The following is a 27000-nucleotide window of genomic DNA, read 5'->3' on the forward strand; positions in this document are numbered from 1 at the left end:
GCCGGAATCCTTTGACAACCGTAGTCCCACGGTTGACAGACTGCACGCGGGCTCCCCATTCTGCAACAGCTGCAAAAGACAGCGGTGCGTTGCTAAATTTCTCCGCAATGTTTCCCAATAAGAGGGTCTGATTTGACGGTGCTGACACCCGAGGCACGCTTGTTGATTGCGCCGAGGGTGATGTTTGGAGGGCTGAGGAAATGTCGAAAGCGCCCAACCCTGTTGACAAATATGTCGGCAGTCGCGTGCGTATGCGCCGCATCATGTTGGGCATGAGCCAGGAAAAGCTCGGTGAAGCTTTGGGCCTGACTTTCCAGCAGATCCAGAAATACGAGAAGGGCACCAACCGGGTCGGCGCGAGCCGCATCCAGCAGATCGCCGAGATTCTCCAGGTGCCGGTGTCGTTCCTGTTCGAGGGCGGGCCGAGCGGTGTGCCGGGCCCGGAAGGCTTCAGCGAAGGCGCCTCGCCATCTTACGTCTCGGATTTCCTCGCGACATCGGAGGGACTCGCCTTGACCAAGGCGTTCACCCGAATCACCGATTCCAAGATGCGCCGCTCCATCGTCGATCTCGTCGAGCAGATCGCCGCCCGCGAAGGCCCCGACAAGCGCTGACGCGTCATCGCAATGGCGATTTGAGACTGCCCCAAATCTGGCCTATGTCGTCATTTGCGGCCGCGCCCTCGATGCGCGTCCTTTCCGATGATGCGATTCAAAGGCATAGATGCGTTCATGGCCAGCTCCAATTGGTTCGATTCCCAAACCATTCTCGATGGCATCCGGCGCTGGGTTGAGATCGAGACGCCGACGGATGCACCTGAACAGGTCAACAAGCTGATCTCCGTGGTCGCGGAGCAATACCGCGATCTGCCCGTGACGCTCGAGCGCGTCGCCGGCGTCGGCGGCTGCGGCGATCATCTCGTGGCGCGCTCGACCTGGGGCCAGGACGAGCCGGGCATCCTGGTGCTGAGCCACCTCGATACCGTTCATCCCATGGGCTTCATCGAGCGCCTGCCGTTCAAGATCGAAGGCGACAGTGCGTTCGGTCCGGGCATCTACGACATGAAAGGCGGCGCCTACATCGCCCATCACGCCTTTGGCGCGCTCTGCGCCACCGGCGATCGTTCGCCGCTCGGCATCACCCACATGTTCACCTCCGACGAGGAGATCGGCAGCCCGACCTCGCGTGCGCTGATCGAGCGGGAAGGGCGCAAGGCCAAATACGTGCTGGTGACGGAGCCGGCGCGCGACGGCGGCAGGATCGTCACGGGGCGCAAGGGCGTCGGACGCTTCCGAGTCTTCATCAAGGGCGTCCCCGCTCATGCCGGCACGCGACCCGGGGACGGCCGAAGTGCCGTCCGCGAGCTCGCCAACGTGATCCTGGCGCTGGAGGGAATGAACGACCTGAAGCGCGGCGTCACCGTCAATGTCGGCGTGGTGCGCGGCGGCACGCGCCCCAATGTGACGCCGGAAGAGGCCTATGCCGAAGTCGATCTGCGCGTGCTGAGCCTCAACGACGCCGACGAGTTCGTCGGCAAGATCCTCGCGCTCACGTCGAAGACCGACGGCGTCACCGTTGAGATCACCGGCGAGCTCAATCGTCCGCCTTACGAGAAGAGCAATGCAGGCGCCGCGCTCTACGAGCATGCGAAGACGCTTGCCGCCGAGATCGGCTTCGAGCTGATCGACACCCACACCGGCGGCGGCTCGGACGGCAATTTCACCGCTGCGCACACTGCGACGCTCGACGGGCTCGGCGTCGACGGCAAGGGCGCGCACACCCATTATGAGCAGCTCTATGTCTCGTCGCTCGAGCCGCGCGCGCGGCTGCTCCATCGCCTGTATCAGACGCTGCGATGAGCGAACGCAAATCAGATTCCGAGCGCGATGACAGCGAGCGCGCCTTCTTCGGGCGCCGCAAGGGCCACAAGCTCAGGCAGCACCAGGCCGGGCTGATCGATCATCTGCTGCCGCATCTTGCGCTCGACATCGCGGGTGACGCGCCGGCGAATGCCGGCGAGATCTTCGCCCCCGCGGCGAGCGAGGTGCGGCTCGAGATCGGCTTCGGCGGCGGCGAGCATCTCGCGGCCGAGGCGCAAAACTTTCCCGCGACCGGCTTCATCGGCTGCGAGCCCTATGTCAACGGCATGGCAAAAATCCTCGCGCAGATCGAGGCGGCCAATATCGGCAACATCCGCCTGTTCGCGGGCGATGCAGCGGAGCTCTTGGCCTGGCTTCCGCAAGCCTCATTGTCGCGGATCGACCTGATCCATCCCGATCCCTGGCCGAAACGGCGGCACTGGAAGCGGCGCTTCGTGCAGGACAGGACCATTGCCGCAATGGCGCGCGTGCTGAAGCCTGGCGGCGAATTCCGCTTCGTCTGCGACATCGACGATTACTGCGCCTGGACGCTGTCGCATCTTGCGCGCTCTCCGGACTTCAAATGGCTTGCCGAACGCGCCGACGATTTCCGGCAGCCCTGGGCGGGCTACACTATGACGCGCTACGGCCGGAAAGCCGCGCGCGAAGGGCGCAAGGCGGCCTATCTGCGGTTCGGGCGGGTCGGTTAGCCGTCATTGCGGAGCGCGAAGCTAGATCGTCTGCCGGTTGCGCCAGAAATTCACGACGCGTTCGGCGGTCGTCGGCATCAGGCGCGTGAAGTTCATGCGCGCGGTCTCGATGTCGGCATCGGCCGGGGTGCGGTGCGGGCCGTACCAGAGCAGGATGAGCGCGCGCACCGTGGGCCAGCCGAGATTGAGCACGCGCCCCAGGATCAAAATCGGATCGCAGCGATCACCGGCGATCAGGCGGTCGAGCATCGAAAGGCGGACACCGGACATCGCCGAGAGCGAGGCGATCGATTCCTCGTATTTGTGCGCCTTGGCGAAACCGAGCAGCGCGCTCTCGCCGAGATGGCCATCACGATGCAGGGTCAGCACCGTGCGCTGTGCCGCCGAAAAATCGCGGCGCGGCCCCGGCGGCAGCGCCGCCTCCTCGATTGCCGCCATCGTGCGCTTGATCTCGATCTGGCGCGCGGGATTGACCACGCTGGAGAGGCGACGGCGGATGACGTCGAGCGTGCCGTCGAGAAGCTCCTTCAATTGCTCGCCCGAGAGATCGTTGCGCTGACCGATCTTGAGCGTCAGCACGCCGTCCTGCGCGGCGCGCTTGATCAGCTCGGAATAGCTGCCGGGCGAGAACACCGCACCGGCATTGCCCGCGGCGCGACGCACCACGTCGCGATCACCGCGCTCGACCAGCACGTCGGTGACGACAGCCGGCAAGATGGGGCGCTCTGTCATCGCCAGCAAATGACCCTGCCCCTTCAACCGCGCGATCTCGACCAGGGCGGCCTCGTCGAGCACGGGCGAGCGGCGCAGCACGGGGCCCGCGACCATAATCTCGTTTTCGCGCGCGAGCTGGTTCACCAGATGCGGCGGCGCGTTGCCGACGCGCGAGAAGCGCTCGGCAAGATCGATGCGCGAGGCGAGCTCGGCATGCGGGACGAGATCAATCAGGAGATTGTCGAACAGATCGATCAGTTCGGGGCCGAGTTTTTCGGCATCCCGGAAAAACAATGCAGAGATGGCCCGCGCGATCTCGCCGCGACGCCGCGGATCGCCGCGTTTGACGATATCGTCCAGTCCAGGAATCAGCGACGTGGCAACGGTCATGAAACGCAACTCGGGATCTTGGCACGCCGTGGGCGCGCCATAGATCAAGCCGCCCCACAATCGGAGAATCTAGGCCTGCTTGATGAAGGAAGCGTTGCGCGGCGGGCCGTTAGATCGGGCGCAAAAAGCCTTCTCTGCCCTGCAATGGGCCTTGTCCGGGAGGGTAGAAAAGGCTATATCAGCGCCAATTCATCTTCTCATACGATCCGCGTAGTGAGAGTGGGCCCGAAAGGACCCGCTCTTTTTTATTACCTGAACGCGGCTTGGCGGAAGATGCGGCCCGACGCGTTGTCGGGAGAGTTCCGAAGCGGGCTTTGAAATTAACCAAGCCTTAACCATCGAGCGCCTGACCCCTGCTATGACCGAACCGAACTCTGGTTCCACGGATGCCGAATTGCTGGCCGAGCCGCGGCTCGTGGTCGAGCCGGGCGTCGCGGCCCGGGTGTCCGCGGTTGCAGCTCCCGTGCTCCAGGGCATGGGCTATCGCCTGGTGCGGATCCGCATTTCCGGAGAGGCCGGCTGCACCGTGCAGATCATGGCCGAGCGGCCGGACGGCTCGATGCAGATCGAGGATTGCGAGGCGATCTCGCGGGCGCTGTCGCCTGTGCTCGACGTCGCCGACCCCATCGATCGCGCCTATCGGCTGGAAATCTCCTCGCCGGGGATCGACCGTCCCCTGGTGCGACGCTCCGATTTCGAGCGGTATGCCGGACATCTGGTGAAGATCGAGATGGCGGTCGCCCATGAGGGGCGGAAGCGGTTCCGCGGCACGCTCGGCGCTGTCGAAGGCGATCGCGTGCATCTGCATCGCGACGACGTCAAGGCGGGTGATGATCCCGACGTTCTCCTGACCATGGAGGATATCGGCGAGGCACGGCTGGTGCTGACTGACGAGTTGATCGCCGAATCGATGCGTCGCGGCAAGGCCGAGGCGCGCGAGATGCGCCGCAATCTCGGTCTCGAGCCGCCGCCGGCGCCGCACGCCAAGATCAGCGAGAAGACCACCAAGAACACCAAGCCGAAGAAGAAGCCGGCACCGACCAATACGAAGAAACATCGCCTGGCCGCCGAACGCGCGCGGCGCGGCGAGATCGAGCCTGACGAAGGAGACTAGCCATGGCAGTCAGCGCCAATCGACTTGAATTGCTCCAGATCGCGGACGCCGTTGCGCGGGAGAAATCGATCGACCGCGGCATCGTCATCGCCGCGATGGAGGACGCCATCGCCAAAGCGGCGCGGGCCCGTTACGGCAGCGAGACTGACGTTCACGCCGAGATCGACCCGAAGAAGGGCGAGCTGCGGCTGTCGCGCCACATGCTGGTGGTCGAGAAGGTCGAAAACCATTCCAACCAGATCTCGCTGGTGGATGCGCAGCGCGCCAATCCCGGTGCCCAGGTCGGCGACACCATCGCCGACACGCTGCCGCCGCTGGAATATGGCCGCATCGCCGCGCAGTCGGCCAAGCAGGTGATCGTGCAGAAGGTGCGCGAGGCCGAGCGCGACCGGCAATATCAGGAGTTCAAGGACCGCATCGGCGACATCGTCAACGGCGTCGTCAAGCGCGTCGAATATGGCAGCGTGATCGTCGATCTCGGCCGTGGTGAAGCCATCATCCGCCGCGACGAGATGCTGCCGCGCGAAGTGTTCCGCAACGGCGACCGCGTCCGCGCCTACATCTTCGACGTCCGCCGCGAGACGAGAGGCCCGCAGATCTTCCTCTCCCGCACCCATCCGCAGTTCATGGCAAAGCTGTTCGCGCAGGAAGTGCCGGAGATCTATGACGGCATCGTCGAGATCAAGGCGGTCGCCCGCGATCCGGGCTCGCGCGCGAAAATCGGCGTGATTTCCCGCGATTCCTCGGTCGATCCGGTCGGCGCCTGCGTCGGCATGCGCGGCTCGCGCGTGCAGGCGGTGGTGAACGAATTGCAGGGCGAGAAGATCGACATCATTCCCTGGTCGCCCGACATCGCGACCTTCGTGGTCAACGCGCTGGCGCCGGCGGAAGTCTCCAAGGTCGTCATCGACGAAGATCGCGAGCGCATCGAGGTCGTCGTCCCCGATACCAACAACCAGCTTTCGCTCGCGATCGGCCGCCGCGGCCAGAACGTGCGTCTGGCCTCGCAGCTCACTGGCTGGGACATCGACATCCTGACCGAGCAGGAGGAATCGGAGCGCCGCCAGGCGGACTTCGAGAACTCCACCCGCGTCTTCATGGAATCGCTCAACGTCGACGAAGTGGTCGGTCAGTTGCTGGCGTCCGAAGGCTTCACCTCGGTCGAGGAACTCGCGATGGTGGACGTCAAGGAACTCGCCAGCATCGAGGGTTTTGACGAGGAGACCGCGCAGGAGCTCCAGAACCGCGCCCGCGAATATCTCGAGCAGCTGGAAGCCGAGCTCGAGGCCAAGCGCAAGGAACTCGGCGTCGAGGACGCGCTCAAGGACGTGCCCGGCGTGACCTCGAAAATGCTGGTGAAGTTCGGCGAGAATGACATCAAGACCGTCGACGACCTCGCCGGCTGCGCCACCGACGATCTGGTCGGCTGGACCGAGCGCAAGGAAGGCGGCGAGCCGACCAAGCATGCTGGTGCGCTCGACGGCATCGACATCTCCCGTGACGATGCCGAAGCCATGATCATGCAGGCCCGCGTCAAGGCCGGCTGGATCACCGAGGCCGATCTTGCCAAGCCCGAAGAGGCCGAGGCGACCGAAGATCAGCCGGCTTAAGGCGTGTTCAGCAAAAGTGGAGACCGGTTTTGCGTGAAGAACACGCGACTTAGAAGGCGAAGGAGGATGTCGACCGGATGCTCGTCAGCACTGACAGCGAACTCGACCATGGGCCGCGGACCGAAAAGTCCGCGACCATGCGGATGTGCGCGGTCAGCCGCGAGGTCCGGCCGATCGACGAGCTGATCCGCTTCGTCGTATCGCCCCAAGGCGACATAGTTCCCGATCTCAAGCGCAAGCTGCCCGGACGCGGCATGTGGATCACCGCCTCACGGCAGGTGGTTGCGGAAGCCGTGCGGCGTCACCAATTTAGCAAGGCCTTCAAGCGCGAGCTGCACACCCCCCAGACGCTTCCCGCCGACATCGAGACGCTCCTGGTTCGGAGCGTGACGGAAGCCCTTGGGATCGCCGCCAAGGCGGGCCAGGTCGTGGCCGGTTTCGGCAAGGTCGAGAGCGCCCTTCGGGAAGGCACGGTCGAGGTCCTGATCCACGCCAGCGACGGGGCCGCGGACGGAATCCGCAAATTGGACATGCTGGCGCGTCAAAATGCCGGAAATCGCGGCGCCAGGCCGCCGCTTCCCGTCATCACCGCGCTGAAATCGATAGAATTGGATTTGGCACTGACCCGGTCAAATGTGATACATGCTGCGCTGCTCGCGGGCCCGGCGAGCAGGTCATTCCTGTCACGTAGCCAGATGCTGGTCCGATACCGGATGGCGGACGATGACAAGACTGCCGAAAAGCACGGCCAGGATTTCTGAGAGACAACGACGAACCGATATGACGGTGCGGCAACGCACAACGACAACAGATCAGGATTAGGACTGCTGAATGGTTGATACCAAGACCCCTGGCGACAAGAAGCTGAGCGTTCCGAGCAAGACGCTATCGCTCAAGCCGCGCGTCGAGACGGGCACCGTGCGCCAGAGCTTCAGCCACGGCCGGAGCAAGCAGGTCGTGGTCGAGAAGCGCGGCAAGCGCCGCATTGGCGACGGCCCCGAGCCGCACGCGCCCGAGGTGACGGCGAAGCCGGCACCGGCCGCGCCCGCGCCGTCGCGCCCGGCGCCACCGCCCGCCTCGCCGCGCAACGCCGGTTCCGGCGTGGTGCTGCGTACCCTGACCGAGGACGAACGTTCCGCCCGTGCCAGCGCGCTGGCCGATGCCAAGCTGCGCGAGGTCGAGGAGCGCCGCCAGGCCGAGGAAGAGGCCCAGCGCCGCGCGGTCCGCGAGGCCGCCGAACGCGCCGAGCGCGAAGCCGCCGAGGCCCGCCGCAAGGCCGAGGACGAGCGTCATCGCCACGAGGACGAAGCCAAGCGGAAGGCCGAGACCGAGGCCAAGAAGCGTTTTGGCGAAGGCGAGCAGCCTTCTGCCGCACGGCCCGCAACGGCAGCTCCGTCCGCTCCTGCGCCGCGGCCCGGCGCCCCCGCGGCGCGGCCCGGCACCCCCACGACGGCACGTCCGGGAACCACGACGGCGCGGCCTGCAACGACGACCGCGCAGCGTCCGGGTGGACCGGCTGGCCGCGGCCCCGCAGTTGCGGCCGAGCCCGACGAGGAAGAGGCTCCGCGCCAGATCCGTCGCGGTCCCGGCGGCGCCATGCGTCCCGCGGCAGCCCCCAAGACCACGCACAAGCCCGGCCCGCAGAAGGAACGCGGCCGCCTCACCGTCGTCACCGCGCTCAACGCCGATGACGTGCGCGAGCGCTCGATCGCCTCGTTCCGCCGCCGCACCCAGCGCCTCAAGGGCCATGCCTCGAACGAGCCCAAGGAAAAGCTCGTCCGCGAGGTGACGATTCCGGAAGCGATCACCATCCAGGAACTCGCCAACCGCATGTCCGAGCGCGCGGTCGACGTCATCCGCATGCTGATGAAGCAGGGCGCGATGCACAAGATCACCGACGTGATCGACGCCGACACCGCGCAGCTGATCGCCGAAGAGCTCGGCCACACCGTCAAGCGCGTCGCCGCCTCGGACGTCGAAGAAGGCCTGTTCGACCAGGTCGACGATTCCACCGACACCGAGACGCGGTCGCCAGTCGTGACCGTGATGGGTCACGTCGACCACGGCAAGACTTCGCTGCTCGACGCGCTGCGCCATGCCAACGTGGTCTCCGGCGAAGCCGGCGGCATCACCCAGCATATCGGCGCCTATCAGGTGCTGTCGCCCGAGAGCGGCAAGAAGATCACCTTCATCGACACGCCCGGCCACGCCGCGTTCACCGCGATGCGTGCCCGCGGCGCCAAGGTCACCGACATCGTCGTGCTGGTGGTCGCGGCCGATGACGGCGTGATGCCGCAGACGGTCGAGGCCATCAATCACGCCAAGGCGGCAGGCGTGCCGATCATCGTTGCCATCAACAAGATCGACAAGCCCGACGCCAAGCCCGAGCGCGTCCGCACCGAGCTGCTCCAGCACGAGGTGCAGGTCGAATCCTTCGGCGGCGAAGTCGTCGACGTCGAAGTGTCCGCCAAGAACAAGACCAATCTCGACAAGCTGCTCGAGATGATCGCGCTGCAGGCCGAAATCCTCGACTTGAAGACCAATTCGGAGCGTCCGGCCGAAGGCACCGTGATCGAGGCCAAGCTCGATCGCGGCCGTGGTCCGGTCGCGACCGTGCTGGTCCAGCGCGGCACGCTCCGTGTCGGTGACATCATCGTCGCCGGCGCCGAGATGGGCCGCGTCCGCGCGCTGATCTCCGATCAGGGCGAGACGGTGCAGGAGGCCGGTCCCTCGGTGCCGGTCGAGGTGCTCGGCTTCAACGGTCCGCCGGAGGCCGGCGATCGTCTCGCCGTGGTCGAGAACGAAGCCCGCGCCCGCCAGGTCACCAGCTACCGCGCGCACCAGAAGCGCGAGAACGCGGCGGCCTCGATCTCCGGCATGCGTGGCTCGCTCGAGCAGATGATGTCGCAATTGAAGACGGCGGGCCGCAAGGAATTCCCGCTGATCGTCAAGGCCGACGTGCAGGGCTCGCTGGAAGCGATCCTCGGCTCGCTGGAGAAGCTCGGCACCGACGAAGTCGCCGCCCGCATCCTGCATGCCGGCGTCGGCGGCATCTCGGAATCCGACGTGACGCTCGCGGAAGGCTTCAACGCCGCGATCATCGGCTTCTCGGTCCGTGCCAACAAGGAGGCCGCCGCGGCCGCCAAGCGCAACGGCATCGAGATCCGCTACTACAACATCATCTACGACCTCGTGGACGACGTGAAGAAGGCGATGAGCGGCCTGCTCGCGCCGACCTTGCGCGAAACCATGCTGGGCAATGCCGAGATCCTGGAGATCTTCAACATCTCCAAGGTCGGCAAGGTCGCCGGCTGCCGCGTCACTGACGGCACCGTGGAACGCGGCGCCAATGTGCGCCTGATCCGCGACAACGTCGTCGTGCACGAAGGCAAGCTGTCGACGCTCAAGCGCTTCAAGGACGAAGTGAAGGAAGTCCAGTCCGGCCAGGAATGCGGCATGGCCTTCGAGAACTATCACGACATGCGTGCCGGTGACGTCATCGAGTGTTATCGCGTGGAGACGATCCAGCGCTCCCTGTAAGTCCAAATCTTACCGAAGCGTTCGGATCTTTTTGAACTGAAATTGCGGGAGTGCGATGGCCGGATTTTTCCGGCCATCCACCTCTCTTCGTTTCAACAGGACAAATGACAATGCCCGTGTCCCAAACACGGGCATGACGAGGTGATTTTCGAGAATGCCCCGCCACCATCAAAAGAAGAGTTCGCCAGCCGGAGGCTCGCAACGTCAGTTGCGCGTCGGCGAGCAGGTTCGCCATGCGATGGCCGAGATTCTGGCGCAAGGCAACGTGCATGATGCGGATCTCGAAGGTCACATCATCACCGTGCCGGAGGTGCGGATGTCGCCGGACCTGAAGCTCGCGACAATCTACGTGATGCCGCTCGGTGGCCGCGACACCGAGATCGTCATCGCTGCGCTCGAGCGCAACAAGAAATTCCTGCGCGGCGAAGTCGCGCGGCGCGTTAACCTGAAATTTGCACCTGACATTCGCTTCCGCGTCGACGAACGATTCGACGAGGCGGAACGGATCGAGAAGCTTTTGCGAACACCTGCGGTGCAGAAGGACTTGGAACAGGATCCGGATTCGGATCGGGAAGAAGAACGATGACGATGGACCCGGCTCACGACACGATCAGCGGCGAACAGGCCGATCAACGCGACGTGCAGACAAATAATTTTGCGGATCTGGGCAGCAATTCTCAATCGTACCAGGAGCAGCGCCGCGTCAATAACGATCCGCGTACCAAGCAGCAGAAGGGCAACCAGCCGCGCCGCGACCGGCGCGACGTCCACGGCTGGGTCGTGCTCGACAAGCCGATCGGCATGACCTCGACCCAGGCCGTCGCCGTGCTCAAGCGCCTGTTCAACGCCAAGCGCGCGGGACATGCCGGCACGCTCGATCCGCTCGCCTCGGGCGGCCTGCCGATCGCACTCGGGGAGGCCACCAAGACCGTTCCCTTCGTGATGGACGGCCGCAAGCGCTACCAGTTCACCGTATGCTGGGGCGAGGAACGCGACACCGACGATATCGAGGGTCGGGTCACCGCGACCTCCGACCAGCGCCCGACCCGGGAGGCCATCCTGGCCCTGTTGCCCCGCTTCACCGGGGTGATCGAGCAGATCCCGCCGCGCTATTCCGCGATCAAGGTCCAGGGCGAGCGCGCCTATGACCTCGCCCGCGACGGCGAGGTCGTGGAGCTGGCGCCCCGCCCCGTCGAGATTCACCATTTAACCCTTGTGGATCAACCGGATAACGACCGGGCCGTGTTCGAGGCCGAGTGCGGCAAGGGCACCTATGTCCGGGCGCTGGCCCGCGATATGGGCCGGATTCTCGGCACTTATGGCCATATCTGCGCGCTGCGGCGGACCCTGGTCGGCCCATTTGGCGAAAACGACATGATTCCGCTGGATCAGCTGGAGGCTTTGTGCGATAGAGCCGCGTCCGGCGAGGGCAGCCTCGCCGACGCGCTTTTGCCCGTTGAGACCGCGCTGGACGACATCCCGGCACTGGCCGTCACTCGGGCTGATGCGGCAAGGCTCCACCGGGGCCAGGCCGTTTTGTTGCGCGGACGGGATGCGCCCACTTGTAGCGGCACAGTCTATGTCACGGTGGCAGGCCGTCTTTTGGCGCTTGCCGAAGTTGGCAATGGCGAAATCATCCCCAAGCGTGTGTTCAACCTGACCGGCCTGACTGCCAACCCCGGTCGCAACGAGAGAAATTGACGATGTCGATTGCCGCAGAACGCAAAGCGGAAGTCATCAAGACGAATGCCACCAAGGCCGGCGACACCGGCTCGCCCGAGGTTCAGGTCGCGATCCTGTCGGAACGCATCAACAACCTCACCAACCATTTCAAGACCCACGTGAAGGACAACCATTCGCGTCGCGGCCTCTTGAAGCTGGTCTCGACCCGCCGCTCGCTCCTCGACTACCTCAAGAAGAAGGACGAGGCGCGGTACAAGGCGCTGCTCGAGAAGCACAACATTCGTCGTTAAGAGTTCCTGCGCGCGCCACTGGCGCGCGTTTTCGCGCGTGGTTTCGAACGAAAGCGCTTCCTTAAAGGTTTTTGATCGAGGCTGCGTGCGCGTCGGATGCGAGCCGTTGACGGCGAACATCCGGGGCATGATGAGCGAAGACCAAGGTTCGGTGTTCGCGTTCGTGCCGACTGACAGTCCAGCAGCAATCCGGCGGCTGGGCACAACGGGCAAGGCGCCCGTATGACCCGAAAGGATGGACGCCATCCGACATCCAAAAACCATGGCAGGATCGCAGGACGCTGATCACCCGCTCCGATCAGCGCCCCGCAATCTTGCGCATGGTTTTTGTTTTTCGAAGCGTGTCCCTTCTTTCGAGAACCCATGAAAGAAGACCTCTATGTTCAATAAGCATTCAGTCGAGATCGACTGGGGCGGACGCCCTCTCAAGCTCGAAACCGGCAAGATCGCCCGTCAGGCCGACGGCGCCGTCATCGCCACCTATGGTGAGACCGTGGTGCTTGCCACGGTCGTCGCGGCGAAGGCGCCGCGCGAAGGCGTCGACTTCCTGCCGCTGACCGTCGATTACCAGGAAAAGACCTACGCTGCGGGGCGCATTCCCGGCGGCTATTTCAAGCGCGAGGGTCGTCCGACCGAGAAGGAGACGCTGGTCTCGCGCCTGATCGACCGTCCGATCCGCCCGCTGTTCGTCGACGGCTGGCGCAACGAGACCCAGGTGATCGTCACCGTGCTCTCGCACGACATGGAAAACGATCCCGATATCGTGGCGATGGTCGCGGCCTCCGCCGCGCTGACGTTGTCCGGCGCGCCCTTCAAGGGCCCGATCGGCGCGGCGCGTGTCGGCTTTGCCAATGACGAATTCGTCCTCAACCCGACGCTCGACGAGATGGTCGACACCCAGCTCGACCTCGTCGTCGCCGGCACCGCCGACGCCGTGCTGATGGTCGAGTCGGAGGCCAAGGAGCTCAACGAAGACGTGATGCTCGGCGCCGTGATGTTCGGTCACCGCCACTTCCAGCCGGTCATCAACGCGATCATCGAGCTCGCCGAGAAGGCCGCCAAGGAGCCGCGCGAAGTCACCGCGATCGACAATTCGGCGCTCGAAAAGGAAATGCTCGGCTTGATCGAGCAGGAGCTGCGCGCTGCCTATGCAATTCCGATCAAGCAGGAGCGCTATGCCGCGGTCGGCGTCGCCAAGGAAAAGGTGATGGCCCACTACTTCCCGGAAGGGCAGGAGCCGAAATACGACAAGCTCCGTGTCGCCGGCGTGTTCAAGGAGCTCGAGGCCAAGATCGTTCGCTGGAACATCCTCGACACCGGCAAGCGCATCGACGGCCGCGACGTCAAGACGGTGCGCAACATCGTCGCCGAGGTCGGCGTGCTGCCCCGCGCCCATGGCTCGGCGCTGTTCACCCGCGGCGAGACCCAGGCGATGGTCGTGACCACGCTCGGCACCGGTGAGGACGAGCAGTACATCGACGCGCTGTCGGGGACGTACAAGGAAACGTTCCTGCTGCACTACAACTTCCCGCCCTACTCGGTCGGCGAGACCGGCCGCCTCGGCGGCACCAAGCGCCGCGAGATCGGCCACGGCAAGCTCGCCTGGCGCGCGATCCACCCGGTGTTGCCGCCGCATCACGAGTTCCCCTACACCACGCGCGTGGTGTCGGAGATCACCGAGTCCAACGGCTCCTCCTCGATGGCTTCGGTCTGCGGCGCCTCGCTGGCGCTGATGGATGCCGGCGTGCCGCTCAAGCGGCCGACCGCGGGCATCGCGATGGGCCTGATCCTCGAGGACAAGCGCTTTGCGGTTCTCTCGGACATCCTCGGTGACGAGGACCATCTCGGCGACATGGACTTCAAGGTCGCCGGTACCGAACAGGGCATCACCTCGCTCCAGATGGACATCAAGATCGAGGGCATCACCGAAGAGATCATGCGCGTCGCCCTTGGCCAGGCCAAGGAAGGCCGCATCCACATCCTCGGCGAGATGGCCAAGGCCCTCACCGCGGCCCGCGCCGAGCTCGGCGAATACGCGCCGCGCATCGAGACCTTCAAGATCCCGACTGACAAGATCCGCGAAGTGATCGGCACCGGCGGCAAGGTGATCCGCGAGATCGTCGAGAAGACCGGCGCCAAGGTCAACATCGAGGACGACGGCACCGTGAAGGTCGCCTCCAGCGACGGCGAGGCGATGAAGGCCGCGATCAAGTGGATCAAGTCGATCGCGTCCGAGCCGGAAGTCGGCCAGATCTATGACGGCACCGTCGTCAAGGTGATGGAGTTCGGCGCCTTCGTGAACTTCTTCGGTTCCAAGGACGGCCTCGTCCACATCAGCCAGCTCGCGGCCAGCCGCGTGCAGAAGACCTCCGACGTCGTCAAGGAAGGCGACAAGGTCAAGGTCAAGCTGCTCGGCTTCGACGACCGCGGCAAGACCCGCCTGTCGATGAAGGTAGTCGACCAGACCACCGGCGAAGACCTCGAAGCCAAGGAGAAGGCCGCCGAGGGCGACAAGGCCCCGCGCGAAGCAGCCGGCGAGTAAGTTCTCGCTACACGGTCAAAAACACGAAGGGCGGCCGAAAGGCCGCCCTTTTTGTTTTATTGCTTCGATCGATCAACGCGCTGCTTTTCACCTCTCCCCAATGGGGAGAGGTCGATTTGCGAAGCAAATCGGGTGAGGGGGTTTGGTCCCACGAGGAGCGTAACCCCTCACCCGGCGCTTCGCGCCGACCTCTCCCTATGGGAGAGGTGAACCAGCCTCACGCCGCGATGTCGTAGCGGTCGAGGTTCATCACCTTGGTCCAGGCCTTGGCGAAGTCCTTCACGAACTTCTCCTTGGAGTCCGAGGTGGCATAGACCTCGGCGAAGGCGCGGAGCTGCGAGTGCGAGCCGAAGATCAAGTCGGAGCGCGTGCCGGTCCACTTCACCGCGTTGGTCTTGCGGTCGCGGGCCTCATAGCTGCCGTCGGCAACCGGCGCCCATTGCGTGCTCATGTCGAGCAGGTTGACGAAGAAGTCGTTGCTCAGCGTTCCCACTTTCGCGGTGAGGACGCCGTGCTTCGAACCGTTCGCGTTGGCGCCGAGCACACGCAGGCCGCCGACCAGCACGGTTAGCTCGGGCCCGGTGAGCTTCAGCAGCTGCGCGCGATCGACGAGCGCCTCTTCGGGCATCATGAACTGATGCTTCTTGCCGGTGTAGTTGCGGAAACCATCGGTCCGCGGCTCCAGCGGCGCGAAGGAGGCCGCATCCGTCTGCTCCTGCGAGGCGTCCATGCGGCCCGGCGTGAAGGCGACCTTGACGTCGACGCCGGCATCCTTGGCGGCCTTCTCGACCGCGGCGGTGCCGCCGAGCACGATCAGGTCCGCAAGCGAGACCTTCTTCGCGCCTGAGGACGCGTTGAAGTCCTTCTGGATCGCTTCGAGCTTGCCGAGGACCTTGGCGAGCTGAGCCGGCTGGTTGACCTCCCAGTCCTTCTGCGGCGCGAGGCGAATGCGAGCGCCGTTGGCGCCGCCACGCTTGTCCGAGCCGCGGAACGTCGAAGCCGACGCCCACGCGGTCGAGACCAGCTCGGACACCGACAGACCCGAGGCCAGGATCTTGGTCTTCAGCGAAGCAATATCCTGCTCGCCGACCAGCTCGTGATCGACCTTCGGAATCGGATCCTGCCAGATCAGCGTCTCCTTCGGCACCAGCGGTCCGAGATAGCGCTGGATCGGGCCCATGTCGCGATGGGTGAGCTTGAACCAGGCGCGGGCGAAGGCGTCCGCAAACTGATCGGGATGCTCGAGGAAGCGCCGCGAGATCTTCTCATAGGCCGGATCGAAGCGGAGCGAGAGGTCCGTCGTCAGCATGGTCGGCACATGCTTCTTGGACTTGTCGAAGGCATCGGGAATGACGGCCTCGGTGTTCTTGGCCTTCCACTGCTGCGCACCCGACGGCGCCTTCGTCAGCTCCCATTCGTACTTGAACAGGTTCTCGAAGAAGTAGTTGCTCCACTTGGTGGGCGTCTGCGACCAGGTGACTTCCGGGCCGCCGGTGATCGCATCGGCGCCGACGCCGGTGCCGTGCTTGCTTTTCCAGCCGAGGCCCTGATCTTCCAGCGCGCCCGCTTCCGGTTCCGGACCAACCAGCGACGGATCGCCCGCGCCGTGGGCCTTGCCGAATGTGTGACCGCCGGCGATCAGTGCGACGGTTTCCTCGTCGTTCATCGCCATGCGGAAGAAGGTCTCGCGGATGTCCTTGGCCGCCGCGATCGGATCCGGCTTGCCGTTCGGGCCTTCCGGATTGACGTAGATGAGGCCCATCTGCACCGCGCCGAGCGGCTCGGCGAGCTGACGCTCACCGCTGTAGCGCTCATCGCCCAGCCAAGTGCCTTCGGGACCCCAATAGAGCTCTTCCGGCTCCCAGACGTCGGCGCGGCCACCCGCAAAACCAAACGTCTTGAAGCCCATCGATTCCAGCGCGACGTTGCCGGCCAGCACCATCAAATCGGCCCAGGAGATCTTGCGGCCGTATTTCTGCTTGATCGGCCAGAGCAGGCGGCGTGCCTTGTCGAGGTTGGCGTTGTCGGGCCAGCTGTTGAGCGGCGCGAAGCGCTGCTGACCGGCGCCGGCGCCACCGCGGCCATCGGTGATGCGGTAAGTGCCCGCGCTGTGCCAGGCCATGCGGATCATCAGGCCGCCGTAATGACCGAAGTCGGCCGGCCACCATTCCTGCGAATCCGTCATCAGGGCTGTCAGGTCCTTGACGACCGCGTTCAGGTCGAGCGACTTGAACTCCTTGGCATAGTCGAATTCTTTGCCCATCGGATCGGACAGGTCGGAATTCTTGTGCAGCATCTCGATGCTGAGCTGGGTTGGCCACCAGTCGCGGTTCACGCGCGTTGGTTTTCCGCCCGTAAACGGGCACTTCGAAGTGTCATCCATGATTACCTCCTCTGGTGGCGTCCGACGGCGCCTTTGACCAGGTAGAACCACTCTAAGCGTCGCCTCCCATCAGGTGAAGTTGACTTTAATGATCGCTGCGATAGGATTTTCTGATGATAAACCTGACGCTGCGGCAGCTCCGCTATTTCGATGCGCTGGCGCGCCACGGCCATTTCGGCCGCGCAGCCGAGGCCTGCTCGATCTCGCAGCCGGCCTTGTCGATGCAGATCAAGGAGTTGGAAGAGACCCTCGGCGGCCTGCTGCTGGAGCGCAGCGCGCGGCAGGTCGCGCTGACCCGGTTCGGCGAGGAGCTCGCGCAACGCGTCCGCGACATCTTGCGCTCGGTCGATGAGCTCGGCGATTTCGCCCGGGCATCACGGGACCGCTTTGCCGGCCGCCTGCGCATTGGCATGATCCCGACCATCGCGCCCTATCTCTTGCCCAAGATCACCAAGAACCTGACGCGCATGCATCCGGAGCTCGATATCCGCGTGCGCGAGACCATGACGCCGCGGCTGATCCAGGAGCTGGTCGAGGGCCGGCTCGACACCGCCATCGTCGCGCTGCCGGTGTCCGAGCCCTCGCTCACCGAAGTCGCGCTGTTCGACGAGAAATTCCTGCTGGTGCGGCCGGGCGCGGACGAGGGAACCCCGGTGCCGTCGCGCGAGATGATGCGGGAGATGCGGTTGTTGCTGCTCGAGGAGGGGCACTGCTTCCGCGATCAGGCGCTGTCCTTCTGCAACATGCAATCGGCGCCGCCGCGCGAGATGCTGGATGCGAATTCCCTCTCGACGCTGGTCCAGATGGTCAGTGCCGGCATCGGCGTCACTTTGATCCCGGAGATGGCGGTGCCGGTGGAGACGCGATCGGCTTCGGTCTCGCTGGCGCGCTTCCGTGACCCCCAACCCTCGCGCACCATCGGCATGGTCTGGCGCAAGACCAATCCGCTGGCGCGACAGCTGCTGCAGATCTCCGAGGTGGTGTGCCTGTCGGCCGGCAAGGCGCGCCCGCGTCAGGCTGCGCGCAGTCAGCGGGCTTGAGCGCCGGATGTCGCATCCGATCATCCGCCCTGCGCGCGCCGACGAACATGACGAGGTCGGCCGCGTCTGGATGGAGAGCTGGGTCTCGACCGGCCTCGCCGAGGCCAGCGACTTCCTGCTGGCTAATCTGCGCGCGCGCGTCCGGCGCGAGATCGAGACCGGCTGGAGCCTGTTCGTCGCCGACGACAACGGCACGATCGCCGCGATGCTGGCGCTGCATCTGCCGAAGCGCTATCTCGACATGCTTTTCGTCGCGCCCGCCTATCAGAGCCAATCGCTCGGCCGGCAATTGCTCGCCTTCACACGCACGCAACTGCCTGACGAGATGTACCTGCGCTGCGTGCGCGAGAACGAGAAGGCCTGGCGCTGGTACGAGCGCGAGGGCTTCGTGTTCGAGAAGGAAGAGATCGAGCCGTCGAACGGGTTCGTGATGAAGTATTATCGGTGGAAGAACAAGGGAAACGCGCCATGATCAAGCTCTATTGGTCGCCCCGCTCGCGCTCGTTCACGACGCTCTGGCTGATGGAGGAGAGCGGCCTTCCCTATGAGCGCGTGCTGACCGACATCTCGACCGGCGCGCAAAAGGCGCCGGACTATTTGAAGATCAATCCGATGGGCAAGGTGCCGGCGCTGACCGACGGCGACGCCGCACTCGGCGAGGCCGCCGCGATCTGCGCCTACATTGGCGATCGCTATCCCGGGACCAAGCTCGCTCCCGCTGTGACCGATCCGCGCCGCGCGCGCTATCTGCAATGGCTGTTCTTCTCGCCGGGCTGCATCGAGCCCGCCATCATCCAGATCTACACCAAGATCGAGATTCCGACCTCGACCGCGGCCTGGGGCAGCGCGACGCAGGTCTTCGACGTGTTGGAAGCCGCACTCGCGAAGGGACCGTGGATTCTCGGCGAGGAGTTCTCAGCCGCCGACATCACGATCGGCTCCGGCCTGAATTTCGCGGTGCGGCTGTTCAAGATGGTGCCGTCGCGCCCGGCCTTCGACGCCTATCTCGCGCGCTGCATGGCGCGGCCGGCATTCCAGCGCGCCGAGAAGATCGCGGCGGGGTAAATGAGCTCTCGTAGGGTGGGCAAAGCGTAAGCGTGCCCACCCTCTGTTTCGAATTGTCGAAAGATGGTGGGCACGTCGCTTGCGCTCCTTTGCCCACCCTACAGAATCTCAGCTATTCCGTCTTCAAGTCGTCAGGTCTCGGCATCAGGATGATGTTGTAGCCGGAATCGACGTAGTGGATCTCGCCGGTCACGCCGCCGGAGAGATCCGACAACAGATACAGCGCCGAGCCGCCGAGCTCGTCGAGCGTGACGCCGCGGCGCAGCGGCGCATGCTTCTGTTGGAACGCGAACATCGCCCGCGCCTCGCCGATGCCGGAGCCGGCGAGCGTGCGGATGGGGCCTGCGGAGATCGCGTTGACGCGGATGCCGCGCGGCCCGAAATCGGCGGCGAGATAGCGCACCGAGGCTTCCAGCGCCGCCTTGGCCACGCCCATCACGTTGTAATTCGGCATCGCGCGCTCCGAGGCGCCGAAGGTCAGCGTGATCATGCTGCCGCCCTCTGTCATCAGCTCGGCAGCGCGTTTTGCGACCTCCGTGAAGGAGAAGCAGGAGATCACCATGGTGCGCGAGAAATTCTCGCGGCTGGTGTCGGCGTAGCGGCCTTTCAGCTCGTTCTTGTCGGCGAAGCCGATCGCGTGGATCACGAAGTCGAGCTGGCCCCACTTGTCGCGGAGCGCAGCGAAAGTCGCATCGACACTGGCGATGTCCTCGACGTCGCACGGCAGCACCAGATCGACGCCGAGCTGCTCGGCCAGCGGCTTGACGCGCTTGCCGAGGGCCTCGCCCTGGAAGGTGAAGGCGAGCTCGGCACCGTGGGCATGTAGCATCTTCGCCATGCCCCAGGCGATCGAATGATCATTGGCGATGCCCATGATCAGACCGCGCTTGCCTTTCATCAATCCTTCCATCTCACGATCACCTTCCGCTTTCGTCATGCCCGGGCTTGTCCCGGGCATCCACGCCCTTCGAAACCTGAGGCCAAGACGTGGATGGCCGGGACAAGCCCGGCCATGACGGGAAAATCAACGGTGCGCCAACAACGCCGTCACGCATCCAGCCGGCTGAACACCAGCGTGGCGTTGGTGCCGCCGAAGCCGAAGGAGTTCGACAGCACGGTGCCGATTTTGACGTTGTCGATGCGCTTGCGCACGATCGGCATGTCCGCGAATACGGGATCGAGCTCCTGGATGTGCGCGCTCTCGCAGATGAAGCTGTTGTTCATCATCAGCAGCGAATAGATCGCCTCCTGCACGCCGGTGGCGCCCAGCGAGTGGCCGGTCAGCGCCTTGGTCGCCGAGATCGGCGGACACTTCTCGCCAACGCCGAAAACTCTGCGGATCGCATCGATCTCCGGCGGGTCGCCCGCGGGCGTCGAGGTCGCGTGCGGATTGATGTAGTCGACTTTGGTCTTCACCGTCGACATCGCCATGCGCATGCAGCGCTCGGCGCCTTCGCCCGACGGTGCGACCATGTCGTAACCGTCCGAGGTCGCGCCATAACCGACGATCTCGCCATAGATGCGCGCGCCGCGCGCCTTGGCATGCTCGAGCTCTTCCAGCACCAGCACGCCGGCGCCGCCGGCGATGACGAAGCCGTCGCGATTGACGTCGTAGGGACGCGAGGCCGTGGCGGGCGTGTCGTTGTATTTCGAGGACATCGCGCCCATGGCGTCGAACAGCACCGACAGCGACCAGTCCAGCTCTTCGCAGCCGCCGGCGAAGATGACGTCCTGCTTGCCGATCTGGATCGTCTCATAGGCGTTGCCGACGCAATGGTTCGACGTCGCACAGGCCGAGGAGATCGAATAGTTCACGCCCTTGATCTTGAACCAGGTCGCAAGCGTTGCGGAGGCGGTGGACGACATCGCCTTCGGCACGGCAAACGGTCCGACGCGCTTCGGTCCCTTGCTGCGGGTGATGTCGGCGGATTCGACGATGGTGCGCGCCGAGGGGCCGCCGGAGCCCATGATGATGCCGGTGCGGATGTTGGAGACTTCGTCAGGCGACAGACCGGAATCCTGGATCGCCTGCTCCATCGCGACGTGATTCCACGCCGCGCCCTGACCGAGGAAACGCATGGCACGGCGGTCGACCACCGTCGCAGGATCGAGCGTCGGCTCGCCTTGCACCTGCGAACGGAAGCCGAGCTCGGCATATTTCTCAGCCCGCGAAATGCCCGACTTCGCCTCGTGCAGGCTCGCAAGCACTTCCTGGGTGTTGTTTCCGATCGACGAGACAATGCCCATCCCGGTGACCACAACCCGCCTCATGACAGCCTCGCCTAAATCGTTGCCTTCTTGGTGATGCGCTCAGCCCAGGCTCGTGCCCTGCTTGAACAGGCCGACCTTCAGGTCCTTGGCGCGATAAATAATCTGGTCATCGACCGAAAGCCACCCGTCGGCGATACCGAGCACGAGCTTTGAACGCATCACGCGTTTGATATCGACGTTGTACACAACCTTGCGGGCCTCGGGCAGCACCTGGCCGCCGAACTTCAGCTCGCTGAGGCCGAGCGCGCGGCCGCGACCTTCGCCGCCGATCCAGCCGAGATAGAAGCCGACCATCTGCCACAGCGCATCGAGGCCGAGGCAGCCGGGCATCACCGGATCGTTCTTGAAGTGGCAGCCGAAGAACCAGAGGTCGGGTTTCACGTCGAGCTCGGCGCGCACCAGGCCCTTGCCAAACTCCCCGCCATTGTCGCTAATTTCCGTGATGCGGTCGAACATGAGCATCGGCGGCAGCGGCAACTGGGCATTGCCCGGGCCGAACATCTCGCCGCGGGCACACGCCAGCAGATCTTCGTATTCGTAACCGTTGCGCCTGTTCAGCATGCACGAGCCTCTGTTCTAATCCCGATTGAGCGACGTTTTTTGGCGAAAATGGGCCCCGTCTCGGTCGGAGAGCAACGCCAATTGCCATCGTCAGGCGCACCTGCCGCAAGCCCCGATGGACTGCGGACGGGCCGCCATGCCTGGCTGCGCCAAAATCGGCTAAGCGGAACCGCGCGCTCTCTAACACAGGCATTTCGGGTCGCAAAGCGCGTCCATGAAGGTAAAATGACCGCTCCCCTCGCCCGGTTCCAAGTCTGATTAGAACCTCTCTAGTTGCGAGAAACTTGCATCTGCATCTTTCTGTTCTTATATTGCAGGGAGATATTGTTCACGCGTGCCCGAAATCTGGAAATGAGCGAGAATACCGCGCCCCATCACGACGACGACGTCCATTCAGCGGCCCTCTTGTCGGGCCGCCAGCCGGCCCTGACCGGCTGCCCGTGGCACGACGTCAACGAAATGCTCCAGTCCGCGGGGCTCCGCCCGACGCGCCAGCGCATGGCGCTCGGCTGGCTCTTGTTCGGCAAGGGTGCGCGCCACCTCACGGCTGAAATGCTCTATGAGGAAGCGACCCTGGCCAAGGTTCCGGTGTCGCTGGCGACCGTCTACAACACGCTGAACCAGCTCACCGATGCCGGCCTGCTGCGCCAAGTCAGCGTCGACGGCACCAAGACCTATTTCGACACCAACGTCACCACCCACCACCACTACTACCTCGAGAACAGCCATGAGCTGGTCGATATCGAGGATCCGCATCTGGTGCTGTCCAAGATGCCTGAAGTGCCCGAGGGTTACGAGATCTCGCGCATCGACATGGTCGTGCGCCTGCGCAAGAAGCGCTGAGATCGTCCTAAATCGCTTATATTTAGTCGTCATGGTCGGGCTTGCCCCGGCCATTTTCGTTTCCGGGATGGTGCGCTAGCGCCACCCGGGATGAGCCTGCGACGTCAGTTCACCTGCTCGTCCGAGTAGACGCCCCAGAGGCGCTCCTGCTGGATCCAGCCGTCAAAGCCGTTGCCGGTGACGTGGCACCAGTTTGTGGTGCACTTCTTCACCTGCGTGACGACGCCGACCTGGAGCTTGGCTGCAACCGCGCTGTCGGGATCGGGACGGTCGTAAATCGGCGCGAGGTCGTCCTTGTGTTTCATGGTGACGACCGCGGTGCGGCGACCCGACAGCAGCGAGTGATAGACCCAGCCCTCGGCGCCTTCGGAATCGCGCACCCGGCGCCAGTTCTCGAATTCAGCGGTGATTTCGACCGGCAGGCCGGCGCGGGTATAGACCCAGGCCACGTCATTGTCCTTGGTCGGGCCGGCGCGAACGTTGACGTGATCCGACTTGAGGCTGACATAGCGCGGCACCGGCAGCCCGCTGGCGGTCTGCGGGGTGTTGTCCTTCGCCGAATGCGAGGGGCTGACCGAGGCGCTCAACCAGGTACAAACGAGCGCCATCACCGAACAAAAACGCCCCAACGCCATCAAACCCGTCTCCTGTCGAAGACCCGCCCGAGCCGGGTCCTCACCCCAAAATCCAAAACCCTGCCGCGTCGGCCCCTGTCCCGCCCCACGCGGGTGTTCCCCAAAGCCAGGTCCGCAAGCCCTAACCCGTGGTTCTTGTCTTGGCCCGGCCTTCTGCTAGAGAGGACGGACGCTTGAACAACCAGTTTGCCCCGATTTTCCGGCCGGAAATATCGGGAGAGCTTGAAGGAAACGCCGGGGACGACACGGCAAGGGCAGTGTCGAACAACCGGGTTAATGAGGCCTCAACGGCCGGCCTTTGGTGACAGAGGCGGCCTGCGGCACCTCATGAGGCAGGACATGTCGGTGAAGAAAAAGCCCCTCGTCGTGGTGACGCGCAAGCTGCCGGATTCGATCGAGACGCGGATGCGCGAGCTGTTCGACGCGCGGATCAATCTCGACGACACGCCGATGTCGGCCGAGCAGATTGCGGAAGCCGCGCGCACCGCCGACGTGCTGGTTCCGACCGTGACCGACCACATCAGTGCCGATGTCGTCAATCAGCCCGACTGCAAGCTTCGCCTGATCGCCAATTTCGGCAACGGCGTCGACAATATCGACGTCGAAGCCGCGCATGCCCGCGGCATCACCGTCACCAACACGCCAAAAGTTCTAACCGAAGATACCGCCGACATGACCATGGCGCTGATCCTCGCCGTGCCCAGGCGGATGATCGAAGGCGCCTCGATCCTGACCGAAGGAAAACCTTGGCCGGGCTGGTCGCCGACCTGGATGCTCGGACATCGAATCGGCGGCAAACGGCTCGGCATCATCGGCATGGGCCGCATCGGCCAGGCCGTGGCGCGCCGCGCCCGCGCCTTCGGCCTGCAGATCCACTATCACAACCGCCGTCCCGTCGCGCCGAAGATCGCCGAAGAGCTGGGCGCGACCTATTGGGAAAGCCTCGACCAGATGCTGGCGCGGATGGACATCATTTCGGTGAACTGTCCGCACACGCCGGCGACCTATCATTTGCTCTCGGCGCGGCGGCTGAAGCTGATCCGGAAAGACGCCTACATCGTCAACACCGCGCGCGGCGAGGTCACCGACGAGGATACGCTGATCAAGCTGATCGAAGGCGGCGATATCGGCGGCGCCGGCCTCGACGTCTACGAGCACGAGCCCGCGATCAATCCAAAACTGGTGCGACTCGCAAAGGCCGGCAAGGTCACGCTGCTGCCGCACATGGGCTCGGCCACGATCGAAGGCCGTGTCGAGATGGGCGAGAAGGTGATCATCAACATCCGCACCTTCCTCGACGCCCACAAGCCGCCGGATCGCGTGCTGCCGAGCATGCTCTGATCGCGTGCGGCGCTCAGGTGCGATGGGCGCTGAGGTCGGTGACGACGGGCCCGTCGCCATTGAGCGGATTGGCCGGATCTCGCCCATAGCGCAGCGTCTCGAAGCGCATCGCGCGCGCATCGATCATCAGGAGGCGGCCGATGAGTCCGTCACCAAAGCCGACGATCTCGCGGATCGCCTCCAGCGCCATCATCGAGCCGAGCACCCCCGCCAGCGCCCCCATGACGCCGGCCTCCGCACAGGCCGGCACCGTGCCGGGCGGCGGCGCCTCCGGAAACAAGCAGCGATAGGTCGGATTGAATTCGCCCTGCTCGTTCTTCTCATGTGCGCGGATGGTGGTGAGCGAGCCGTCGAAAGTGCCGAGCGCCGCCGTGATCAGCGGCCGCTTTGCAAAGAAGCAGGCGTCCGAGACCAGATAGCGCGTCGAGAAATTGTCGGAGCCGTCGAGCACGAGGTCGTAGTCGCCGATCAGGCTGAGCGCATTGTCGGCGTTGAGCCAGGTGGCGTGGCCGACGAAACGGACATGCGGATTGAGTGCGGCGATCCGCTCGGCGGCGCTTTCGACCTTGTGCCGTCCGATATCGGGCGTCGTATGGATCACCTGGCGCTGCAGGTTGGACAGCGACACCACGTCGTCATCGACCACGCCGAGCGTGCCGACGCCAGCGGCGGCCAGATACATCAAAGCGGGCGCGCCGAGCCCGCCGGCACCGATCACCAGCACGGAAGCCCGCTTCAGCGCAGCCTGGCCGGGACCGCCGACATCGCGCAGCACGATATGGCGGGCATAGCGTTCGAGTTCATCCGGGCTCAGCATCGTCCTTCGTTCCTCTCACCCGTCATGGTGAGGAGGCGCAAAGCGCCGTCTCGAACCATGAAAGGCCCCGATCTCGCCTGTGGCCATCCTTCGAGACGCGGCCTTGAGGCCGCTCCTCAGGATGAGGACTTGGGTTCGTGGCCTCTATCGCCACCTGAACCACCCCATCATTGGTCGCGACCAAGGAGATGTGCTTCAATGACATGGCGTTCAATGGGCTGGCTGGATTTGTCATGAGATCGATGCTTGCGGCAACACTGATGTTTGCAGCCGCCACAGGCGCGAACGCCCAGATGACGGCGCCTCAGGTCCCCGGCACCAGGCAGAAGGCGGTCCAGACCGTGCCGATCCAGCCTCCGGCGATGCGGACGCCGTCGGCCACAGTGGATGCCATGGCAAGAGCTGAGCGGCTGGCGCTCCAGTCCGACCTCGCCTGGGTCGGCCAGTATAACGGCGCCATCACCGGCGACGTCAGCGAGCGCATGGTCAACGCCATCAAGGAGTACCAGAAGGCCAAGGGCGGCAAGCCGACTGGCGTGCTCAATCCGCAGGAGCGCGCCGCGCTTGCCGAGACGGCACGAAAGAAACAGGAGAGCGTCGGCTGGAAGATCGTGACGGAGCCGACCAGCGGCGCCCGGCTCGGCATCCCCGGCAAGCTGGTACCGCAGCAGGCGAGCGACGCCAACGGCTCGAAATGGACTTCGCCGACCGGCACGGTTCAGGTGCTGCTCAGCCGCCGCAAAGAAGCGAACCCGACCTCGGCGAAACTCGCCGACTTGGAGAAGGAGCCGTCCGGGCGCAAGGTCGATTACACCGTGGTGAAGCCGGACTTCTTCGTGCTGTCGGGATTGCAAGGCCTGAAGAAGTTTTATGTCCGCGGCACCTTCAAAGGCGACGAGGTCCGCACCATGACGATCCTCTACGACCAGGCGACCGAGAACACGGTAGAGCCGGTCGTGATCGCGATGTCGAGCGCGTTCAATGCGTTTCCGTCGGGACCGCAAGCCGGGCCGCCGCCGCGCAAGACCGTCGAATACGGCACCGGCATCGTCGTCAGCGACGATGGTGCGATCGTCACCGACCGCCTCGTCACCGATGGCTGTCTCGCGATCACGATCGCGGGCTATGGCAGCGCCGACCGTCTCGCCGAGGACAAGGAGCACGATCTCGCGCTCCTGCACATCTACGGCGCGCGCGGCCTGAAGCCGCTCAGCCTCGCCGGCGGTACGGCAAAGACGAGTGTCGATGTCGTCGGTATCGCCGATCCGCAGAGCCAGGGCGGCGCGGCCGGCGTATCGAGCCTCAAGGCTGCGCTGGCGCCGGTCACGAGCAGCGATTTCGCGCTATCGCCTCCGCCGTCGGCGGGATTTTCCGGCAGCCCGGCCATCGACGCCGACGGCAAGTTCGCGGGCGTCGCGCTGCTGAAGCCGGCGATGGTCGCGGGCCCCGCAACATCGATGCCGGCGTCACAGGCGGTGATGGTCGCCGCGGACGCCGTGCGCGATTTCCTGAAGGCCAACCAGGTCACGGCGAACGGCACGACGACGGATGCCAAAGCCGCCGTCGTGCGCGTGATCTGTGTGCGCAAATAA

24 protein-coding genes are annotated in these 27000 nt (G+C 64.6%); 17 read left to right on the forward strand and 7 right to left on the reverse strand.

Annotated elements, in window-relative coordinates; translation table 11 throughout:
• Positions 1–200 precede the first annotated feature (200 nt).
• From ACR9YP_RS04265 to trmB, 3 genes are all read left to right on the forward strand, one after another.
• A complete protein-coding gene (locus ACR9YP_RS04265; protein ID WP_024338547.1) occupies positions 201–614 on the forward strand; it encodes a helix-turn-helix domain-containing protein in 414 nt (137 codons plus the stop codon).
• 87 nt (positions 615–701) lie between these two features.
• Positions 702–1859, forward strand: coding sequence for a M20 family metallopeptidase (locus tag ACR9YP_RS04270; RefSeq protein ID WP_474219074.1), 1158 nt, complete (start codon positions 702–704; stop codon positions 1857–1859).
• Positions 1856–2569 (forward strand): tRNA (guanosine(46)-N7)-methyltransferase TrmB, encoded by a 714-nt coding sequence (trmB, locus tag ACR9YP_RS04275; RefSeq protein ID WP_438103850.1) that lies wholly within the window; start codon positions 1856–1858, stop codon positions 2567–2569. The genes ACR9YP_RS04270 and trmB overlap by 4 nt, the downstream gene beginning before the upstream one ends.
• Positions 2570–2590: 21 nt before the next feature.
• On the opposite strand, the gene ACR9YP_RS04280 is transcribed toward trmB, so the two are convergent.
• Positions 2591–3673 (reverse strand): DUF2336 domain-containing protein, encoded by a 1083-nt coding sequence (locus tag ACR9YP_RS04280; RefSeq protein WP_474219075.1) that lies wholly within the window; start codon positions 3671–3673, stop codon positions 2591–2593.
• Positions 3674–4031: 358 nt separating this feature from the next.
• Between ACR9YP_RS04280 and rimP the strand changes: the two genes are divergently transcribed.
• The 8 genes from rimP to pnp all read left to right on the forward strand — a co-directional run bounded on the left by rimP (position 4032) and on the right by pnp (position 14452).
• On the forward strand, positions 4032–4787 hold the full coding sequence (gene rimP, locus ACR9YP_RS04285; protein ID WP_130220068.1) for a ribosome maturation factor RimP: 756 nt from the start codon (positions 4032–4034) through the stop codon (positions 4785–4787).
• Positions 4788–4789: 2 nt separating this feature from the next.
• On the forward strand, positions 4790–6397 hold the full coding sequence (gene nusA / locus ACR9YP_RS04290) for a transcription termination factor NusA (protein WP_091882215.1): 1608 nt from the start codon (positions 4790–4792) through the stop codon (positions 6395–6397).
• Positions 6398–6474: 77 nt separating this feature from the next.
• Positions 6475–7158 (forward strand): RNA-binding protein, encoded by a 684-nt coding sequence (locus tag ACR9YP_RS04295; RefSeq protein ID WP_438103845.1) that lies wholly within the window; start codon positions 6475–6477, stop codon positions 7156–7158.
• 70 nt (positions 7159–7228) lie between these two features.
• A complete protein-coding gene (gene infB, locus ACR9YP_RS04300) occupies positions 7229–9937 on the forward strand; it encodes a translation initiation factor IF-2 (RefSeq protein WP_091882221.1) in 2709 nt (902 codons plus the stop codon).
• Positions 9938–10091: 154 nt separating this feature from the next.
• Positions 10092–10523: a 30S ribosome-binding factor RbfA gene (gene rbfA / locus ACR9YP_RS04305; protein WP_091882224.1), complete on the forward strand. Its 432-nt coding sequence runs from the start codon at positions 10092–10094 to the stop codon at positions 10521–10523.
• A complete protein-coding gene (gene truB, locus ACR9YP_RS04310; protein ID WP_438103843.1) occupies positions 10520–11638 on the forward strand; it encodes a tRNA pseudouridine(55) synthase TruB in 1119 nt (372 codons plus the stop codon). Before rbfA ends, truB begins: the two co-directional genes overlap by 4 nt.
• A 2-nt stretch (positions 11639–11640) precedes the next feature.
• Positions 11641–11910, forward strand: coding sequence for a 30S ribosomal protein S15 (rpsO, locus tag ACR9YP_RS04315; protein WP_008540131.1), 270 nt, complete (start codon positions 11641–11643; stop codon positions 11908–11910).
• A 379-nt stretch (positions 11911–12289) separates the two neighbouring features.
• On the forward strand, positions 12290–14452 hold the full coding sequence (pnp, locus tag ACR9YP_RS04320) for a polyribonucleotide nucleotidyltransferase (RefSeq protein WP_370989817.1): 2163 nt from the start codon (positions 12290–12292) through the stop codon (positions 14450–14452).
• Positions 14453–14669: 217 nt separating this feature from the next.
• Here the strand turns inward: pnp and katG are convergent, their stop codons facing one another.
• Positions 14670–16835, reverse strand: coding sequence for a catalase/peroxidase HPI (katG, locus tag ACR9YP_RS04325; RefSeq protein WP_474219078.1), 2166 nt, complete (start codon positions 16833–16835; stop codon positions 14670–14672).
• A 113-nt stretch (positions 16836–16948) separates the two neighbouring features.
• Here katG and ACR9YP_RS04330 point away from each other — a divergent pair, with 113 nt between their 5' ends.
• The 3 genes from ACR9YP_RS04330 to ACR9YP_RS04340 are packed head-to-tail and all read left to right on the forward strand — an operon-like array spanning position 16949 to position 18940.
• On the forward strand, positions 16949–17875 hold the full coding sequence (locus ACR9YP_RS04330) for a hydrogen peroxide-inducible genes activator (RefSeq protein ID WP_128940689.1): 927 nt from the start codon (positions 16949–16951) through the stop codon (positions 17873–17875).
• Between the two features lie 7 nt (positions 17876–17882).
• Positions 17883–18347: a GNAT family N-acetyltransferase gene (locus ACR9YP_RS04335; RefSeq protein ID WP_370989815.1), complete on the forward strand. Its 465-nt coding sequence runs from the start codon at positions 17883–17885 to the stop codon at positions 18345–18347.
• Complete coding sequence (locus ACR9YP_RS04340; protein ID WP_370989814.1) at positions 18344–18940, forward strand: glutathione S-transferase family protein; 597 nt, start codon at positions 18344–18346, stop codon at positions 18938–18940. The genes ACR9YP_RS04335 and ACR9YP_RS04340 overlap by 4 nt, the downstream gene beginning before the upstream one ends.
• A gap of 112 nt (positions 18941–19052) precedes the next feature.
• Here the strand turns inward: ACR9YP_RS04340 and fabI are convergent, their stop codons facing one another.
• The 3 genes from fabI to fabA form a co-directional block, all read right to left on the reverse strand.
• The gene (gene fabI / locus ACR9YP_RS04345; protein WP_438110481.1) at positions 19053–19850 is read right to left on the reverse strand and encodes an enoyl-ACP reductase FabI; all 798 of its coding nucleotides are present in this window, start codon (positions 19848–19850) and stop codon (positions 19053–19055) included.
• 137 nt (positions 19851–19987) lie between these two features.
• Positions 19988–21211, reverse strand: coding sequence for a beta-ketoacyl-ACP synthase I (gene fabB / locus ACR9YP_RS04350; protein WP_438103837.1), 1224 nt, complete (start codon positions 21209–21211; stop codon positions 19988–19990).
• Positions 21212–21250: 39 nt separating this feature from the next.
• Positions 21251–21772: a 3-hydroxyacyl-[acyl-carrier-protein] dehydratase FabA gene (gene fabA / locus ACR9YP_RS04355; RefSeq protein ID WP_091882246.1), complete on the reverse strand. Its 522-nt coding sequence runs from the start codon at positions 21770–21772 to the stop codon at positions 21251–21253.
• 351 nt (positions 21773–22123) lie between these two features.
• Between fabA and irrA the strand changes: the two genes are divergently transcribed.
• Positions 22124–22615, forward strand: a complete 492-nt coding sequence (irrA, locus tag ACR9YP_RS04360; RefSeq protein WP_438103835.1) for an iron response transcriptional regulator IrrA — start codon at positions 22124–22126, stop codon at positions 22613–22615.
• Between the two features lie 104 nt (positions 22616–22719).
• On the opposite strand, the gene ACR9YP_RS04365 is transcribed toward irrA, so the two are convergent.
• Positions 22720–23250, reverse strand: coding sequence for an SH3 domain-containing protein (locus ACR9YP_RS04365; RefSeq protein WP_370989813.1), 531 nt, complete (start codon positions 23248–23250; stop codon positions 22720–22722).
• Between the two features lie 339 nt (positions 23251–23589).
• Between ACR9YP_RS04365 and ACR9YP_RS04370 the strand changes: the two genes are divergently transcribed.
• Positions 23590–24591, forward strand: coding sequence for a 2-hydroxyacid dehydrogenase (locus tag ACR9YP_RS04370; RefSeq protein ID WP_438103833.1), 1002 nt, complete (start codon positions 23590–23592; stop codon positions 24589–24591).
• Between the two features lie 13 nt (positions 24592–24604).
• On the opposite strand, the gene ACR9YP_RS04375 is transcribed toward ACR9YP_RS04370, so the two are convergent.
• Positions 24605–25408 carry a HesA/MoeB/ThiF family protein gene (locus ACR9YP_RS04375; RefSeq protein WP_091882261.1) on the reverse strand — a complete coding sequence of 268 codons (804 nt, stop codon included), beginning with the start codon at positions 25406–25408 and terminating at the stop codon, positions 24605–24607.
• 233 nt (positions 25409–25641) lie between these two features.
• On the opposite strand from ACR9YP_RS04375, the gene ACR9YP_RS04380 reads away from it, so the two are divergent.
• Positions 25642–27000, forward strand: coding sequence for a serine protease (locus ACR9YP_RS04380; RefSeq protein WP_438103831.1), 1359 nt, complete (start codon positions 25642–25644; stop codon positions 26998–27000).

Source organism: Bradyrhizobium sp. BR14999, assembly GCF_056106085.1.